We start from the raw sequence: 19,176 nt of genomic DNA, 5'->3' as shown, positions 1-19,176 counted from the left end.
TATCCACAGTCGTCAAACAATGACATGATTGTATTAATTTGAGTTATCCCCTAATCCACAAGCCCTACTACTATTACTACGGGTTTAAAACCTATATAATTATTATATAAACGACTGGAAGGAGTTTAAAAATGGAATTTACAATTAGAAGAGATTATTTTATAAATCAATTAAATGACACATTAAAAGCAATCTCCCCAAGAACTACATTACCGATACTAACGGGTATAAAAATTGAAGTTAAAAACAATGAAGTCATACTTACTGGTTCAGATTCAGAAATCTCAATAGAAATTACAATTCCTAAACAAGTAGATGGAGAAGATATTATTGAAGTTGCAGAAACTGGTTCAGTTGTACTCCCTGGTCGTTTCTTTGTAGATATTATTAAAAAACTACCAGGAAAAGAAGTTAAATTATCAACAAATGAACAATTCCAAACTTTAATAACTTCTGGACATTCAGAATTTAATTTAAGTGGTTTAGATCCAGATCAATATCCTTTATTACCACAAGTTTCACGTGATGATGCGATTCAATTATCTGTAAAAGTCCTTAAAAACGTGATAGCACAAACAAATTTCGCAGTGTCCACCTCAGAAACACGTCCAGTACTCACTGGTGTTAACTGGCTTATACAGGATAATGAATTAATATGCACAGCGACTGACTCACACCGCTTAGCTGTGCGAAAAGTAGCTTTAGAAGATGAATCTGAAAATAAAAATGTCATTATTCCAGGTAAAGCTTTAGCAGAATTAAATAAAATTATGTCAGATAGTGAAGAAGATATCGATATTTTCTTTGCTTCAAACCAAGTGCTATTTAAAGTCGGAAATATAAACTTTATATCACGTCTCTTAGAAGGTCACTATCCAGATACTTCACGTTTATTCCCAGAAAACTATGAAATTAAAATAGGCATCGATAACGGAGATTTCTATCATGCTATTGATCGTGCCTCTCTATTAGCACGTGAAGGTGGAAACAATGTTATTAAATTAAGTACAGGTAATGAATTAGTTGAATTATCCTCTACATCACCAGAAATCGGTACTGTAAAAGAAGAAGTAAAAGCGGATAACGTTGATGGTGGCAATTTAAAAATTTCATTCAACTCTAAGTATATGATGGATGCACTAAAAGCAATCGATAACGATGAAGTGGAAGTTGAGTTCTTTGGTACGATGAAACCATTTATTTTAAAACCAAAAGATGATGATTCAGTTACACAATTAATTTTACCAATCAGAACATATTAAACTTTTGTTTAAAGAGATAGAACCTGAGACAAATTGATGTCTCGGGTTTTTATAATATGGATATTTAAAGCATAGTGAGACAACTTAAGTAGAAAAGGTCAGAATTTTATCTTGTCTTAAACTCTGTCACATTTAAATCATTGTCTCACTCTTTTTTTTAGAAGTAATTTCATAAAATGAAACGTGTATATTGATAAAGATATATTAATAATAAATATTCAAAGATACGTACAAGCTACTTAGAGCTTAAATATAAGCAACTTAAACTTTTTTAGACTTATGATACCTAAAATTAATAATTAAGCTGAGAAAGTCTTTAAAATTCAAAATCACAATATTAGCCATTCGCTTTATATAAAAATACTTTTATGAAGTATTGCGTAGTTAAAAACATTAATAAATAATTATTTAGTTAGAATATTTTTAAAAGAAATAGAATAATACGAATAAAAGTTTGTTATAATATATGAGTATTACATTGTTAAAAGTACCTTTATAAATAATTTTCAAAAATATTAAAAATCATACATAAGAAAACGCTTTCCATCTGCATTTTGCATGAAATTTTTCTCGAAAAAAGGTATAATATATAGATGAGTTTAAAAGGAATGGAGTGATTGATTTGGTTGAAGAAGTAATTGTTGATGGAGACATTACTTTAGGGCAATTTCTAAAGACAGAAGGTATTATTGAATCTGGTGGTCAAGCGAAATGGTTCCTGCAAGATTTTGAAGTAATGATCAATGGTGAGCGCGAAATACGTCGTGGTAAAAAATTAAACCATCAAGATAACATCGTTATACCAGAAGTCGGTTCATTTTTGATTATACATCAAGGTGAAGAATGAAACTAAAGACACTCCAGCTAGACAATTATCGTAACTATGAGTCAATTACCCTAAATTGTCACCCTGAAGTCAATATATTGATTGGTGAAAATGCGCAAGGGAAGACTAATTTATTAGAATCTATTTATACATTAGCATTAGCTAAAAGTCACAGAACATCAAATGATAAAGAACTCATACGTTTTGATCGAGACTATGCTAAAATAGAGGGTGAACTCAGTTATAGATATGGAGAAATGCCTTTAACGATGTTTATAACTAAAAAGGGTAAACAGGTTAAAATCAATCACTTAGAACAAAGTAGGCTAACACAGTATATAGGCCACTTAAACGTTGTCTTGTTTGCACCTGAAGATTTAAACATTGTCAAAGGGGCACCTCAAATAAGACGTAGATTTATAGATATGGAACTTGGACAAATTTCAGCTGTTTACTTAAACGATTTGTCTCAATATCAAAGAATTTTAAAACAAAAGAATAATTATTTGAAGCAATTGCAATATGGTCAAAAGACTGATAGCACTATGCTTGACGTCTTAAACCAACAATTTGCAGCATATGCACTCAAAGTTACATTAAGACGTGAACATTTTATTAAAGAACTAGAATCATTAGCCAAACCTATTCATTCTGGTATTACGGATGAGAATGAAACACTGTCATTAAAGTACCTTCCTAGTATCAAATTAGATGCTGAAGAAAAAAGTGAGACGGAACGCTTAGAGGAAGTCTTAACTTTACTAGATGATAACAAAGAGCGTGAAAAAGATAGAGGTGTCTGTTTGTTTGGCCCTCACAGAGATGATTTAGGTTTCAACGTAAATGGTATGGATGCTCAAACTTACGGTTCGCAAGGACAGCAAAGAACGACGGCGTTATCAATCAAACTTGCAGAAATTGAACTGATGAATATTGAAGTAGGCGAGTACCCCATTTTATTGCTAGATGATGTGTTAAGTGAATTAGATGATTCACGTCAGTCTCATTTATTGAGCACAATTCAACATAAAGTACAAACATTTGTGACGACAACATCAGTTGATGGCATTGATCATGAAATTATGAAAAACGCTAAACTTTATCGCATTAATAATGGCGAAATTATAAAGTAACGGAAAGTGAAGGTGGAAGCATTGTCAGATGTGAACAACACGGAAGATTATGGTGCTGGTCAGATTCAGGTATTAGAAGGTCTAGAAGCGGTTCGTAAAAGACCAGGTATGTATATAGGCTCAACTTCAGAAAGAGGGCTGCATCACTTAGTTTGGGAAATTGTTGATAACAGTATTGACGAAGCACTTGCTGGTTATGCTGACCAAATCGAAGTTATTATTGAAGAAGATAATTGGATAAAAGTAACAGATAACGGCCGTGGTATCCCTGTTGGTATACAAGAGAAAATGGGACGTCCTGCCGTTGAGGTTATTCTAACTGTACTACATGCCGGTGGTAAATTCGGTGGAGGCGGTTATAAAGTCTCTGGTGGTCTCCATGGTGTGGGGTCTTCTGTTGTAAATGCTTTATCGGAAGATTTGGAAGTATATGTATATAAAGATGAAAATATATATCACCAAGCATACAAAAAAGGTATCCCTCAGTTTGATTTGAAAATCATTGGTAAAACCAATGAGAGTACTGGTTCTACTGGTACTGCGATTCGTTTTAAAGCTGATCCTGAGATATTCACTGAAACAACAACATACAATTATGAAGTATTGCAACAACGTATCAGAGAACTAGCATTTTTAAATAAAGGTATTTCAATTACTTTAAGAGATGAAAGAGAAGAAGAGGTTCGTGAAGATACGTATCACTATGAAGGTGGTATAAAATCTTACGTTGAAATGTTAAATGAAAATAAAGAACCTATTCATGAAGAACCGATTTATGTGCATCAATCCAAAGATGATATTGAAGTTGAAATAGCGCTTCAATACAATAAAGGTTATGCTACGAATCTTTTAACATACGCAAATAATATACACACTTATGAAGGTGGGACTCATGAAGAAGGCTTTAAACGAGCGCTCTCACGTGTGTTAAATAGCTATGGTCTTAACAGTAAAATTATGAAGGAAGATAAAGAAAGACTTTCAGGTGAAGATACACGTGAAGGTTTAACAGCTATTGTTTCAATCAAACATGGTGATCCACAATTCGAAGGACAAACTAAAACGAAATTAGGTAATTCCGAAGTACGTCAAGTTGTTGATCGTATATTCTCTGAGTTATTTGAACGCTTTTTATATGAAAATCCACAAGTAGGTCGAACAATCGTAGAAAAAGGAATTATGGCTTCACAAGCACGTCTTGCAGCTAAAAAAGCGCGTGAAGTGACACGTCGTAAATCCGCATTAGAAGTTTCTAGTTTACCAGGAAAACTGGCTGATTGTTCTAGTAAAGACCCTTCTCGTAGTGAAATTTTCATCGTCGAAGGTGACTCTGCCGGGGGGTCTACAAAATCTGGACGTGACTCAGAAACGCAAGCCATCTTACCTTTACGTGGTAAGATATTGAACGTTGAAAAAGCACGTTTAGATAGAATTTTAAATAATAATGAAATACGTTCTATGATTACTGCTTTTGGTACTGGTATTGGTGGAGAATTTGATTTAAGTAAGGCACGCTATCACAAGATTATCCTTATGACAGATGCCGATGTTGATGGTGCACATATTAGAACATTATTATTAACATTCTTCTATCGTTTTATGAGACCGTTAATTGAAGCGGGCTATGTTTATATTGCACAGCCACCATTATTCAAGTTGACACAAGGTAAACAGAAATACTATGTGTTTAACGAACGTGAACTAGAAAAACTTAAAGCTCAATTAGATCCAAGTCCAAAATGGTCTATTGCACGTTACAAAGGTCTTGGTGAAATGAATGCTGACCAATTATGGGAAACTACTATGAATCCTGAAAACAGAGCTATGTTACAAGTATCATTGGAGGATGCGATTGAAGCTGACCAAGTTTTTGAAATGTTAATGGGCGATGTTGTTGAGAACCGTAGACAGTTTATTGAAGATAATGCAGTCTATGCAAACTTAGATTTCTAAGACAATGAACTGAATTTTTGAAGGAGGATATCTTGATGGCTGAATTACCTGAATCAAGAATAAATGAACGAAATATAACGAATGAGATGCGTGAATCGTTCCTAGATTATGCGATGAGCGTTATCGTTTCACGTGCGCTACCAGATGTTAGAGATGGTTTAAAACCAGTACATCGACGTATATTATACGGCTTACACGAACAAGGCATGACACCTGATAAATCATATAAGAAATCTGCGCGTATTGTTGGGGACGTTATGGGTAAATATCACCCTCACGGTGACTACTCGATTTACGAAGCTATGGTTAGAATGGCGCAGGACTTCAGCTATCGATATCCTTTAATTGATGGCCAAGGTAACTTTGGTTCTATGGATGGTGATGGAGCAGCGGCGATGCGTTATACAGAAGCGCGTATGTCTAAAATCACACTCGAAATGTTGAGAGATATTAACAAAGATACGATTGATTTTGTTGATAACTATGACGGCAATGAAAGAGAGCCGGCAGTCTTACCATCAAGATTTCCAAATTTACTCGTAAATGGTGCATCAGGTATCGCAGTAGGTATGGCTACTAATATACCGCCACATAACTTGACTGAAGTGATTAATGGTGTATTAAGTTTAAGTCATAATCCAGACATTACGATTTCAGAATTAATGGAAGATGTCCAAGGGCCAGACTTCCCTACAGCAGGGATTATTCTTGGTAGAAGTGGCATACGCCGTGCATTTGAAACTGGACGCGGTTCAGTTCAAATGAGAGCAAGAGCTGAAATTGAAGAACGTGGCGGCGGTCGTCAACGTATTGTTGTTACTGAGGTTCCGTACCAAGTAAATAAAGCACGCATGATTGAAAAAATTGCCGAATTGGCACGTGATAAAAAAATTGACGGCATTACAGATTTACGTGACGAAACAAGTTTACGTACTGGTGTACGTGTTGTGATTGATATACGTAAAGATGCCAACGCTAGTGTTGTATTAAATAACTTATATAAACAAACACCATTACAAACATCATTTGGTGTTAATATGATTGCTTTAGTTGATGGTAGACCGAGATTGATTAACCTCAAAGAAGCATTAGTTGAATATCTTGAACATCAAAAGATAGTCGTAAGAAGAAGAACGGAATACAACTTGAAAAAGGCACAAGACCGTGCACATATTTTAGAAGGATTAAGAATCGCATTAGACCACATTGATGAAATTATTCGTGTGATTCGTGAATCTGAAACAGATAAAGTTGCAATGGCAAGCTTGCAAGAACAATTTAAACTTACTGAACGACAAGCGCAAGCCATCCTTGATATGCGATTAAGACGTTTAACAGGTTTAGAAAGAGATAAAATTGAATCTGAATATAATGAATTAATTGCATATATAGAAGAATTAAAAGCGATTCTTGCAGACGAAGAAAAACTATTACAACTTGTTCGTGATGAGTTAATTGATGTTCGTGAACGCTATGGAGACGAACGTAAAACAGAAATTCAAATGGGCGGTCTCGACCACATTGAAGACGAAGACCTAATACCAGAAGAACAAATCGTCATTACATTAAGTCACAATAACTATATTAAACGCCTACCCGTTTCAACATATAGAGCGCAACATCGTGGTGGTCGTGGTGTACAAGGTATGCAGACCTTAGAAGAAGATTTTGTAAGTCAACTTGTTACGTTGAGTACGCATGATCATGTCTTATTCTTCACGAATAAAGGTAGAGTGTATAAACTTAAAGGATATGAAGTGCCGGAACTCTCCCGTCAGTCTAAAGGTATACCAGTAGTCAATGCGATTGAACTAGATAATGATGAAACAATTAGTACAATGATCGCCGTCAAAGATTTAGAAAGCGAAGAAGATTACTTAGTATTTGCAACGTTAAATGGTATCGTTAAACGTTCAGCATTACGTAACTTCTCACATATTAACAAAAATGGTAAGATTGCGATTGGTTTCAAAGAAGATGACGAATTGATAGCTGTGCGTTTAACAGATGGTGAAGATGATATATTAATCGGTACAGCTCACGGTTCTTTAATCCGCTTTAATGAGTCGGCATTACGTCCTTTAGGTCGTACAGCTGCCGGTGTTAAAGGTATTACATTAAGAGAAGGCGACAAAGTCGTCGGATTAGATGTTACTAAAGCAGAAACAGATGATGAAATTCTAGTTGTGACTGAAAATGGTTACGGTAAGCGTACGCCAGTTAGCGAATATCGTTTATCTAACCGTGGTGGTAAAGGTATTAAGACTGCTACGATTACAGAACGTAACGGTCAAGTGGTATGTATCACATCCGTTGAAGGTAAAGAAGACTTGATGATTGTTACAAATGCCGGTGTAATTATCCGCATAGGCGTTGAAGATATTTCACAAAATGGACGTGCAGCTCAAGGTGTGAGATTGATTAAATTAAACGATGATCAATTTGTTTCTACTGTTGCTAAAGTAGATGAAGAAGAAAAAGAAGCTGAAGAAATTGAACTACAAGAAGCAGATAATGAACAAATTGAAGGCGCTACAAGTGACAATCAACAATCAGAATCTGTAGTATCAGATGAACTATCAGAAGGCATTGTGCATACCGAAGTTGAAGAAGATTCAGATGAAGATGGTCGTCAAGAAGTGAGAAAAGACTTTATGGACCGTATCAATGAAGATATTGATAATAGTGATAATGAAGAAACTGAAAACGAAGACGACGAATAATCTCAATTTTTAGCAGTAAACCAATAGCTGTATTCAAAATTAAAACATTTAAATACACAAGTGAGTTTGGGACATAAATCCCCATTCTCAAAATATAAGAGGGTCAATCCTTAATATGGATTGACCCTCTTTATATTTAAAGTCTGACGATTGACTGTACATGCTTGCCTAGGGCATGGTGCGAGCCTATAGTCTCTCACTCACAAGATTCCCTCGGGTGTCAGCACATTACAAAATCGGTACAATTTATATTTTGTTATTCCAAAAAGCCTTTACGTATAATTTAATCAGCACTATTAAATTAACGAGAGGCATATATAAAGATGATAACTTGACTCAACATATACTACCAATAGAAACTTAAGATCAGTATCCCACAAATGATATGTCACGATATGTGAATGAAATCGTTGAAACAATCCCTGAAAATGTATTCGATGCATTTAAACATCACGTAGTGCAACAACATATCACCCCAATAGAAATTGCCTTTTCATTTGTCTAAGCATTTTATGTCTCAGATACATTTTATTTTGGTTTTAAAAATTTTTATCACCGATGTTGATTTAACTTTCCAATGCTTTCATAGCATATGGAATTTCACTAATTAAATGGGAAGGTGGGACTACATACATTTTGTTTGATAGTTCTTCACCGATATAACTATGTGTATAAGTGGCACTCGTAACCGCTTCTTTCGTGTCGTCGAATTGACCTACAAAACTTGTAATCATACCAGCAAGTGTATCCCCCATGCCACCTGTTGCCATCGCAGGCGTGCCGATTGGCAGTTTGTAATCCTCATCTTTGAAATAGATTTCAGTGCCATGCATTTTTAATACAATTGTTGCCCCAATTCTATCAGCAGCTTCGCGATTACGTTCATATGTTTGTTCTTCTATTGCGATCCCACTTAAGCGTTCCCACTCTTTTTGATGTGGTGTGAAAATAACATTGCAAGTTGGAATATCTGGTTTTAATTTACTAAATATAGTAATAGCATCTCCATCCACTATAAGCGTTTGATGTGGTTGAATGTTTTGTAATAAGAACGTGATAGCATTATTTCCTTTGAAATCACATCCTAATCCAGGACCAATTAAGATACAATCTGTATTTTCAATCATTTTAGTGAGCATTTTAGTATCATTGATATCAATCACCATTGCTTCAGGACAACGTGAGTGTAGCGCTGCATGATTTGTTGGGTGTGTAGCTACTGTAATTAAGCCACTACCACTATAGACACAAGCGCGTGCAGCAAGCATGATTGCCCCACCTAGATTCGCATTTCCTCCAATTAAAAGAATTTTGCCATAATCACCTTTATGCGTTTCATCTTTACGTTTTGGAATGCTTACTGATGAAATTGTTTCCAACATTGAAACCCCCTTTAATTCTATTAGTTATTTCAACTTTTAATTTGTATATTTAATCATTATATTGTTGATTTGTAATTTTGTGCTTTCTGAGAAAAATTGTGTGTTTATAAGTATTATGAAAGCTTTTCTCTGTTGCTATTTTTAATTTATTTTTTAAATACAATAGAAAATATTATACCTGGTTTGCATTTTAGTCAATAGGTAAAAGCATTAAGAATTTGTTTATTTTTAGAAATAATAAATTTGCCATCTTTATCTTAGTAAAATACTAATTTAATACCATGTTACGGATATGGATGAACCTATTGTTCTTAAAAATATGGAAGCGTATACTCTAATTAATTGAAAATCATTAGAAGTCAGGAGATGGGGAAATGACATTACAGCTTAATGGTGAAAATTTAACAATAAATGCAATTAAAGATTTTTTATATCAAAGTGATGATGTAAAAGTAACAGAGGATGCTTATGAACGTGTAAAACAGAGCCGTGTAACAGTAGAAAAGATTATAGATGATAAAGAAACAATTTATGGTATAACGACTGGATTTGGCTTATTCAGTGATGTACGTATTGATGAGGGAGAATACAATCAATTACAAGCCAATTTAATTCGTTCACATGCATGTGGTATCGGAAAACCTTTTTCACAAGATGTCGCGTTAGTGATGATGGTTTTACGTCTAAACACATTGTTAAAAGGTCATTCTGGTGTGACAATCGATTTAGTAGATCAAATCATATATTTTATTAACAACAGAATTATTCCAGTTATTCCACAACAAGGATCTCTTGGTGCATCGGGTGACTTAGCACCACTTTCACATTTAGCTTTGGCGTTGATTGGAGAAGGTAATGTCTATTATAAAGGTGAAGAAGAAGACAGTCGGTATGTCTTAAATTTATTAAATCGTGAACCTTTGAGCTTACAGGCTAAAGAAGGTCTAGCTTTAATTAATGGTACGCAAGCTATGACTGCACAAGGTGTAATTAATTATATAGAAGCGGAAGATATTGGTTACCAAGCAGAGTGGATTGCTGCATTAACACATCAAGCTTTAAATGGCATTACGGATGCATATCATGAAAAAGTGCATCACGCTCGAAATTTTCCAGAACAGATAGATGTTGCTTCACGCATGTTAGACTGGCTCGAAGGTTCTAAATTAACAACGACACAAGGAGAAATTCGCGTTCAAGATGCTTATACATTACGCTGTATTCCACAAATACACGGCGCAAGCTTCCAAGTGTTTAATTATGTAAAAGAAAAACTTGAATTTGAAATGAATGCGGCGAACGACAATCCATTAATATTTGATGAAGATGATGAAACATTGGTTATTTCTGGAGGGAATTTCCATGGCCAACCGATTGCATTTGCATTAGATTTCTTAAAGTTAGGGGTAAGTGAATTAGCTAATGTTTCGGAAAGACGTCTAGAGAGATTAGTAAATCCACAATTAAACAATGGTTTGCCAGCATTTTTAAGCCCTCAACCGGGTTTACAGAGTGGCGCGATGATTATGCAATATGCAGCTGCAAGTCTTGTTTCGGAAAATAAAACACTCGCACACCCTGCTAGTGTGGATTCTATTCCATCATCAGCTAATCAAGAAGACCATGTTTCTATGGGGACAATTGCTTCACGCCATGGCTACCAAATGATTGAAAATGCACGTCGTGTGTTAGCAATAGAAGCAATTATCGCACTTCAAGCGGTAGAATATAAAGATGTCGAAAAATTATCACCTAAAACTTATGAAAAATATCAAACTTTACGAAAAGTTGTACCATCTATCACTGAAGATCGCCAATTTCATAAAGATATAGAAGCTGTTTCACAGTATTTATTAGATCAAGCTTATACTAATTAAGTTGAGTGAATTTTTAATGAACATTCAGCGATTGCATATTCTTGGCCTTGAAAAGTAATAGGTTATTTGCTATATTGAAATCAAGTAAATAAAGCTATTGTTCGTAGGATAAGTAGTGTTGCACTTCTGGTTTCAGAGAGCTTGTGGTTAGTGAGAACAAGTAATCAGGGTCAATGTGAATCTACCTACTATATGAGAACAATCGGGTTTAACCGTTATTTTGGTGAAAGTGCAGTCTCTTTTGACTGTTAAATAGGGTGGCAACGCGTAAAGACCACGTCCCTTGTACAGGGATGTGGTCTTTTTTGTGTTCTATTCTTAAAAAATAGAAATTGAAAGGATGGAAAGTGACATGTTAGACATTAAACTATTTCGTAATGACCCAGAGTTTTTAAAAGACAAAGTTGCAAAACGTGGTATGGATACAAAAGTAGTAGATGATGTATTATCACTTGATGACAAACGCCGTGAATTAATTCGTAAAGCTGAGGAAATGAAAGCTGAACGTAACAAAGTAAGCGGTGAAATTGCTGAAAAAAAACGCAATAAAGAAAATGCAGATGATGTAATCGCAGAAATGAGAAAATTAGGTGATGACATCAAATTGTTAGACAATGATTTAAATGATGTGGATAAAGAATTAGAAGACTTATTATCTCGCATTCCAAATACAATTCATGATGATGTACCTGAAGGCGATTCTGATGAAGATAATGTCGAATTAAAGCGTTGGGGCACACCAAGGAAATTTGATTTTGATGAAAAAGCACATTGGGATCTAGTAGAGTCATTGCAAATGGCTAATTTTGAACGAGGCGCAAAAGTCGCAGGAGCAAGATTCGTGTTCTTAACTGGCGAAGGTGCACAGTTGGAAAGAGCATTAATGAATTATATGGTTACAAAACATACGACGCAACATGGTTACACAGAAATGATGGTACCACAATTAGTAAATGCTGATTCAATGTATGGTACTGGCCAATTACCAAAATTTGAAGAAGATTTATTCAAAATTGAAAAAGAAGGATTATATACAATTCCAACAGCAGAAGTACCATTAACAAATTATTATCGCAATGAAATTATTGGTCCGGATGTCTTACCTGCTAAATTTACTGCGCAATCAGCGTGTTATCGTAGTGAAGCGGGCTCAGCTGGTAGAGATACAAGAGGATTAATCCGATTACATCAATTCGATAAAGTAGAGATGGTACGTTTTGAAAAACCAGAAAATTCTTGGCAAGCGTTAGAGGAAATGACAGAACATGCAGAAGCAATTTTAGAAGAGTTAGGCTTACCGTATCGTAGAGTTATTTTATGTACAGGTGACATAGGCTTTGGCTCAAGCAAAACGTATGACTTAGAAGTATGGTTACCAAGCTATAATGAGTACAAAGAAATTAGCTCTTGTTCAAATATTACTGATTTCCAAGCACGTCGTTCTAATATTCGTTTTAAACGTGAGAAAGCAGCAAAACCAGAATTAGTGCACACATTGAATGGAAGTGGTTTAGCAGTAGGTCGTACATTTGCTGCAATCGTAGAAAACTATCAAAATGAAGATGGTTCAGTCACTATTCCAGATGCATTAGTACCATATATGGGTGGTAAAACAGTGATACACCCAGTTAAAGAAAAATAGAATTCGTTTAAATGAATTCATCAGCGATATTTGAGATAGTTTAAATATTAAACTTTCAAAATAGTGGTTACAAGTTAATACTGAAGTGCAAGTAGAGGTTGAGATAAATGAATGTCTCAACCTCTCATTTTATACGAATAATGAATTATAAGGCTTTTAATCTATTAAATGGCTTAATATTTTTAAAGTAAAGAAAGGGGAGGGGAGGTGTTAAATATCTCAGTTTTCAGTTTTTTAAATTTGTAAAATGACTTATTTTATTCAAATGATAAGGGGTGAGTCTAAAATAATAACACAATATTCTGAAATATAAAATGCCAATTTAATAATGTTTTTAGACGCCGGTAAGTCTTAGGCCATACATACCTCAGTCTAAAGATATTGAATATGTCTTTTGCTTTGTATTAAACTAGTTCTATTATTTTTATAAAATATTTGGGAGGTGGCATGATGACAACACATCTAACTTTTAAGCAAGGTGTAAAAGAATGTGTACCGACTTTGTTAGGTTATGCTGGTGTTGGTCTTTCCTTTGGTATTGTTGCAGTGGCTTCAGGTTTCAATTTAATTGAAATTATTTTATTATGTTTACTTATTTATGCAGGCGCAGCACAATTCATTATTTGTGCATTAGTCATTGCTGGAACTCCAATTTCTGCAATTGTCTTAACGACATTTATTGTGAATTCTAGGATGTTTTTATTAAGTATGACCTTAGCACCAAGTTATAAAGGATATGGGTTTTGGAATCGTATAGCCATGTCTTCTCTGATTACAGATGAAACATTTGGTGTCGCTATTACACCACATCTAAAAGGTGAAAAAATCAATGATCGTTGGCTACATGGATTAAATATCACTGCATATTTATTTTGGACATTTGCAAGTGTTGTTGGTGCTATTTTTGGTAAGTACATAACGAATCCCGATGCATTTGGGTTAGATTTTGCTATTACTGCAATGTTTATATTCCTAGCTGTTTCGCAATTCGATGCTATTAAGCAGTCACAAGTTAAGACATATTTAGTATTAATTGTTTGTGTAATTTTGTTAATGCTTATTTTAAGTTTCTTTATGCCTTCATACGTAGCAATCATCATAGCGTCGACAATTACTGCGGGATTAGGGGTGGTGATCGATAAATGACAACGACTTTACATATGTTATTAATTATTGTTTTATGCGGTGTGGTAACGTGGTTGACACGTATTATACCTTTTATATTAATTACAAAAATCAAACTATCTGAGACAGTCGTAAAGTGGCTTTCTTTCATTCCCATCACATTATTTACTGCATTGATTGTAGACGGCGTCCTAGAACAACATGAAGGCTCAATGGTTTATAGTGTTAATTTGCCGTTTTTAGTGACGATGCTTCCAACAATAATCATTGCCATTATTACACGGAGTTTAACGATTACGATTGTCAGTGGTATTTTAATAATGGCAATTTTAAGATGGATATTTTAAAGATATTATTGAAGTGACTCCCATTATCCGTTAAAATAGCAATAATTAGAAAATTTTGATAATTTTAATGAAATACTTGTTAAAATGGATATTTGATTTATGCACAGCTTTTTACAATTAAAATTAAATCTTATTTCGAGAAGCAGAGGGATTTGGCCCAATGAAGCTTCAGCAACCGACTTTAATAAGCACGGTGCTAATACCAACGATTCGCTCGAATAATAAGTATTGTAACTTCTTACTTATTATAAATAGGTGAGAAGTTTTTTTACTAAGTAGGAGGTAAATGATGACAAATTATACGGTTGATACATTAGAATTGGGACCATTTACAACTGAATCAGGTGAAACGATTTTAAATTTAAAATTACGTTATGAACATGTTGGATATGAAGGACAGCCACTTGTGCTTGTATGCCATGCACTGACTGGTAATCATTTGACCTATGGTACGGATGACAATCCTGGTTGGTGGAGAGAGATTATAGATGGGGGATACATGCCTATACATGATTATCAATTTTTAACATTTAACGTGATCGGTAGTCCGTATGGTTCCAGTTCGCCATTTACAGATGCTGATTTTCCTAAGCATTTAACATTGCGTGATATTGTCAATGCAATCGAATTAGGTATTCAAACATTAGGGTTTGATCGAATTAGTATTTTAATCGGTGGGTCTTTAGGAGGTATGCAAGCGCTGGAATTATTGTATAATCATAAATTTGAAGTAGATAAAGCAGTAATTTTAGCTGCGACTGATAAGACTTCCTCATATAGTCGTGCATTTAATGAAATTGCGAGACAGGCGATTCGATTAGATCATGGTGAAGGTATGAGCATAGCAAGGCAACTTGGTTTCTTAACGTATCGCTCCTCCAAAAGTTATGATAGACGATTTACACCTGATCAAGTTGTAAACTACCAGAAACATCAGGGGAACAAGTTTAAAAAGCATTTTGATCCATTGAGTTATTTAAGCCTGCTAGACGTCTTAGATAGCCACGATATAGATAGAGATCGTACTGATGTAGATGAAGTGTTTGGACGTCTGGATACTAAGGTTATGACTATGGGCTTTACGGATGATTTGTTATATCCAGACGATTTAGTATATGCCACAGGTGCGCGATTTAAATATCACAAGCATTGCTTTGTGCCAGATAATGTAGGACATGATGGTTTCTTATTGAACTTTAATGATTGGGCACCTAATTTATATCATTTTTTAAAAGTTTCTAAGTTCAAAAGAAAATAACGATATGATTTATTTTAGTTTATTTTGTATGATAAGACGTCTGGGATAGTTATTTTATCCTTTATGAAAGTTAAAATAACTGTTTTCCTATGATGTCTTCTTTTTTTATAGCGAGCAAAATATGAAATTTGAAGTTGGAATCAACGACGGAAATGCAATTTAAAAAGGCGTTCGTTTTCAGATATTGGCCCCGATATTGAACTTCTGACAAAAAGGATTGTCAATAATTGTATAAAAGTTTTAAAGAGGTTAAAATAATAAACATAGACAAAAATTGTATAGGAGTGGCGAATTTGTTTTCTAAAATACATACTAAAGCCACTATACTTAGTGTAATTACGTTAATTATAGTTGCTTTAGCTTTACATATATTACCGATACTTGGACTCGTGTTGAGTTTATTTGCAACAATTCCAGGTATTATTTTATGGCATAAATCTGTAGAATCTTTTGGCTTAACGGCAGTCATTACAGTTGTGCTAACTACGTTATTAGGTAATATATTCGTGTTAAGTATCATGATCCTCTTGTTCGTAGTAAGTTTTGTAGTGGGTCAATTATTAAAAGAACGAACATCAAAAGAACGTATACTATATATAACAACGACTTTTATTAGTATTATTGCATTAATTGCATTTATGGTGTTACAAGCATCAAAAAAAATATCGAGTGCTGCTTCATTAATCAAACCGATTAAAGAACAGATGTATCAAATAATTTCCAGCGCTTCAGTCAACGCAGATTATAAACAAATGTTTGAAGAGGCTTTCCGCCAATCAGCAGTACAACTACCAAGTTATATAATCATTGGCGTATTTCTACTTATATTAATCAATTTAATTATCACTTTTCCAATCTTGCGTAAATTCAAAATCGCTACACCCATATTCAAACCATTATATGCTTGGCAAATGAAGCGTTCTGTCTTATGGATGTATATTATTGTATTAATTTGTGTTATGTTTTCAACGCAACCAAGTGCGTTTCAAACGATCGTCTTAAACTTTGAAATTGTGTTATCATTATGTATGTACATTCAGGGGTTAAGTGTGATTCACTTTTTCGGAAAAGCGAAATCAATGCCGCCAGCACTTACAGTGATATTAATGGTAATAGGGACAATTTTAATGCCATTAACACATATTGTGAGTCTCCTGGGATTTGTAGATTTATGTATCAATTTAAAACGTATCATTAAAAAATGATTTGAGGTGGAAAAATGAACCGTCAATCCACTAAAAAAGCGTTGATTTTACCATTTATTATTATGGTGCTCACAGCAATAGCGCTTGTCGTCGTTTGGTTTATTTTTAATCAATTGATTGCAGGTATAGCTACTGTTGTATTACTCATCATAATCGTAGGGACAGTACTAATGGTAAGACAAGCTTTACAAAAATTGGATAACTATGTAGATAATCTGAGTGGAAAAATCTCAGCAAGCAGTAATACTGCTATTAAAAGATTACCTATTGGGATGATTATCTTAGATGAAAACGAAAACATAGAGTGGATGAACCAATTTATGTCGGATCGTCTAGATCGAAATGTAATTTCTGATCCAGTCAATGAGGTATATCCTAATATATTAAAACAGTTAGAAAAAACACAAGAAGTGGAAATTCAAGAAAATGAATATCACTATCGCGTGAGATATTCAGAAAAAGAACATGTATTGTATTTCTTCGATATAACAGAAGAAATACATACACAAGAATTATATGAAGCATCTAAACCAATTATTGCAACACTATTTTTAGATAACTATGATGAGATCACGCAAAATATGAATGATACGCAACGTTCAGAGATTAACTCTATGGTCACGCGTGTAATCAGTAGATGGGCAACTGAATATAACATTTATTTCAAGCGTTATAGTTCAGACCAATTTGTTGCCTATTTAAACCAACGTATTTTAAATGAAATTGAAGCATCTAATTTTAGTATACTGAGTCAATTACGTGAAAAAAGTGTGGGTTACCGTGCGCAATTGACATTAAGTATTGGTGTGGGTGAAGGCTCAGAGAATTTAATCGATTTAGGTGAATTATCTCAATCTGGACTTGATTTAGCATTAGGTCGTGGTGGCGACCAAGTTGCGATTAAGCATATGAACGGAAATGTGCGTTTTTATGGTGGTAAGACTGACCCTATGGAGAAACGTACACGTGTTAGAGCACGTGTGATTTCTCACGCACTAAAAGATATATTAATGGAAGGCGACAAAGTCATCATTATGGGACATACGCGTCCTGACTTAGATGCTATTGGTGCAGCGATTGGTGTCTCACGATTCGCTATGATGAACAATTTGGATGCTTACATTGTGTTGAATGATTCAGATATAGATCCGACGTTACGTCGTGTGATGAATGCAGTCGATGAAAAGCCTGAACTAAAAGAGCGTTTTATTACATCTGACGAAGCATGGGACGTCATGACGTCTAAGACAACTTTAGTAGTTGTAGATACACATAAACCAGAAATGGTTATTGACGAAAACATATTAAACAAAGCTAATCGTAAAGTTGTGATTGATCATCATAGACGTGGTGAAAGCTTTATCTCTAGTCCACTATTGGTTTATATGGAACCATATGCAAGTTCAACTGCAGAACTAGTGACTGAATTGCTAGAATATCAACCAACAGAACAACGATTAACACGTTTAGAGTCGACAATTATGTTTGCAGGTATTATTGTAGATACACGTAATTTCACATTGCGTACAGGTTCAAGAACATTTGATGCGGCAAGTTATTTACGTGCACATGGTGCAGATACAATATTAACGCAGCACTTCTTGAAAGATGACTTAGATACGTACATTAATCGTACTGAATTAATCCAAACAGTGAAACTACAAGACAACGGTGTCGCAATTGCACATGGTTCGAACGAAAAAATCTATCATCCTGTAACAGTTGCACAAGCAGCGGATGAACTGTTAAGTTTAGATGGTGTAGAAGCTTCGTATGTAGTTGCTAGAAGAGAAGATAATTTAGTCGGTATGTCTGCCCGCTCACTCGGTGCAGTTAATGTTCAGCTGACAATGGAAGCACTTGGTGGCGGTGGCCATTTAACAAATGCAGCTACACAATTAAAAGATGTCACTGTTGATGAAGCAATCGAACAATTACAACAAGCTATAACAGAACAAATGAGTAGGAGTGAAAATTCATGAAAGTAATATTCACACAAGACGTTAAAGGTAAAGGTAAAAAAGGCGAAGTTAAGGATGTACCAGTAGGCTATGCCAACAACTTCTTATTGAAGAAAAATTATGCAGTAGAAGCTACACCAGGTAATTTAAAACAACTTGAAAAGAAAAATGAAGCTGCAGAAGCGGAACGCCAACAAGAAATTGAAGATGCTAAAAAATTAAAAGAAACATTGAGTCAAATTGAAGTTGAAGTATCTGCTAAAACAGGCGATGCGGGAAAATTATTTGGTTCAGTAAGTACTAAACAAATCGCTCAAGCACTACAACAACAACACGATATTAAAATTGACAAGCGTAAAATGGATTTACCAAACGGTATACATGCCTTGGGTTACACAAATGTACCAGTTAAATTAGATAAAGAAGTAGAAGGTACAATTCGTGTACACACAGTTGAACAATAAAAACGGATTGAGATATGA

At 34.5% G+C, this 19,176-nt stretch carries 14 protein-coding genes, 1 pseudogene, 1 riboswitch and 1 other annotated feature; of the genes and pseudogenes, 14 read left to right on the top strand and 1 reads right to left on the bottom strand.

Features of this window, described 5'->3' with window-relative positions:
- Positions 1-131 precede the first annotated feature (131 nt).
- From dnaN to KA814_RS13685, 6 genes and pseudogenes are all read left to right on the top strand, one after another.
- On the top strand, positions 132-1,262 hold the full coding sequence (dnaN, locus tag KA814_RS10325; protein WP_046207173.1) for a DNA polymerase III subunit beta: 1,131 nt from the start codon (positions 132-134) through the stop codon (positions 1,260-1,262).
- 613 nt (positions 1,263-1,875) lie between these two features.
- A complete protein-coding gene (gene yaaA, locus KA814_RS10320; protein WP_174894798.1) occupies positions 1,876-2,109 on the top strand; it encodes a S4 domain-containing protein YaaA in 234 nt (77 codons plus the stop codon).
- A complete protein-coding gene (recF, locus tag KA814_RS10315) occupies positions 2,106-3,221 on the top strand; it encodes a DNA replication/repair protein RecF (protein WP_046207175.1) in 1,116 nt (371 codons plus the stop codon). The genes yaaA and recF overlap by 4 nt, the downstream gene beginning before the upstream one ends.
- Before the next feature lie 12 nt (positions 3,222-3,233).
- Entirely contained in the window at positions 3,234-5,174 is a 1,941-nt protein-coding gene (gene gyrB, locus KA814_RS10310) for a DNA topoisomerase (ATP-hydrolyzing) subunit B (protein ID WP_176745302.1), read from the top strand.
- A gap of 35 nt (positions 5,175-5,209) precedes the next feature.
- Positions 5,210-7,897 (top strand): DNA gyrase subunit A, encoded by a 2,688-nt coding sequence (gene gyrA / locus KA814_RS10305; RefSeq protein WP_204170821.1) that lies wholly within the window; start codon positions 5,210-5,212, stop codon positions 7,895-7,897.
- A 313-nt stretch (positions 7,898-8,210) separates the two neighbouring features.
- Positions 8,211-8,374: pseudogene (locus tag KA814_RS13685) on the top strand (IS5/IS1182 family transposase); the annotation flags it as partial.
- A gap of 89 nt (positions 8,375-8,463) precedes the next feature.
- Here KA814_RS13685 and KA814_RS10300 read toward each other — a convergent pair.
- The gene (locus tag KA814_RS10300; RefSeq protein WP_371090911.1) at positions 8,464-9,279 is read right to left on the bottom strand and encodes an NAD(P)H-hydrate dehydratase; all 816 of its coding nucleotides are present in this window, start codon (positions 9,277-9,279) and stop codon (positions 8,464-8,466) included.
- A 374-nt stretch (positions 9,280-9,653) separates the two neighbouring features.
- Between KA814_RS10300 and hutH the strand changes: the two genes are divergently transcribed.
- The 8 genes from hutH (at position 9,654) to rplI (ending at position 19,158) form a co-directional block, all read left to right on the top strand.
- Positions 9,654-11,156, top strand: coding sequence for a histidine ammonia-lyase (gene hutH / locus KA814_RS10295; protein ID WP_070038534.1), 1,503 nt, complete (start codon positions 9,654-9,656; stop codon positions 11,154-11,156).
- Positions 11,157-11,252: 96 nt separating this feature from the next.
- Positions 11,253-11,443: a binding site (T-box leader), on the top strand.
- 65 nt (positions 11,444-11,508) lie between these two features.
- Positions 11,509-12,798 (top strand): serine--tRNA ligase, encoded by a 1,290-nt coding sequence (serS, locus tag KA814_RS10290; protein WP_070038537.1) that lies wholly within the window; start codon positions 11,509-11,511, stop codon positions 12,796-12,798.
- A 450-nt stretch (positions 12,799-13,248) separates the two neighbouring features.
- Complete coding sequence (locus KA814_RS10285) at positions 13,249-13,944, top strand: AzlC family ABC transporter permease (RefSeq protein ID WP_046207180.1); 696 nt, start codon at positions 13,249-13,251, stop codon at positions 13,942-13,944.
- A complete protein-coding gene (locus tag KA814_RS10280; RefSeq protein WP_046207181.1) occupies positions 13,941-14,270 on the top strand; it encodes an AzlD domain-containing protein in 330 nt (109 codons plus the stop codon). The genes KA814_RS10285 and KA814_RS10280 overlap by 4 nt, the downstream gene beginning before the upstream one ends.
- A 127-nt stretch (positions 14,271-14,397) precedes the next feature.
- A riboswitch (SAM riboswitch) is annotated at positions 14,398-14,498 on the top strand.
- A gap of 61 nt (positions 14,499-14,559) precedes the next feature.
- Complete coding sequence (metX, locus tag KA814_RS10275) at positions 14,560-15,528, top strand: homoserine O-acetyltransferase MetX (protein WP_046207182.1); 969 nt, start codon at positions 14,560-14,562, stop codon at positions 15,526-15,528.
- 278 nt (positions 15,529-15,806) lie between these two features.
- Complete coding sequence (locus tag KA814_RS10270) at positions 15,807-16,733, top strand: DUF2232 domain-containing protein (protein WP_182478086.1); 927 nt, start codon at positions 15,807-15,809, stop codon at positions 16,731-16,733.
- A 14-nt stretch (positions 16,734-16,747) separates the two neighbouring features.
- The gene (locus tag KA814_RS10265) at positions 16,748-18,715 is read left to right on the top strand and encodes a DHH family phosphoesterase (protein WP_046207184.1); all 1,968 of its coding nucleotides are present in this window, start codon (positions 16,748-16,750) and stop codon (positions 18,713-18,715) included.
- On the top strand, positions 18,712-19,158 hold the full coding sequence (gene rplI / locus KA814_RS10260; RefSeq protein ID WP_046207185.1) for a 50S ribosomal protein L9: 447 nt from the start codon (positions 18,712-18,714) through the stop codon (positions 19,156-19,158). The genes KA814_RS10265 and rplI overlap by 4 nt, the downstream gene beginning before the upstream one ends.
- Positions 19,159-19,176 lie beyond the last annotated feature (18 nt).

Origin of the sequence: Staphylococcus sp. GDY8P196P, from assembly GCF_017891705.1 — a bacterium.
GTDB lineage: Bacteria > Bacillota > Bacilli > Staphylococcales > Staphylococcaceae > Staphylococcus > Staphylococcus ureilyticus.
The sequence above is the reverse complement of the archived record's forward strand: the minus strand, read 5'-3'. Positions and strand labels throughout refer to the sequence as shown.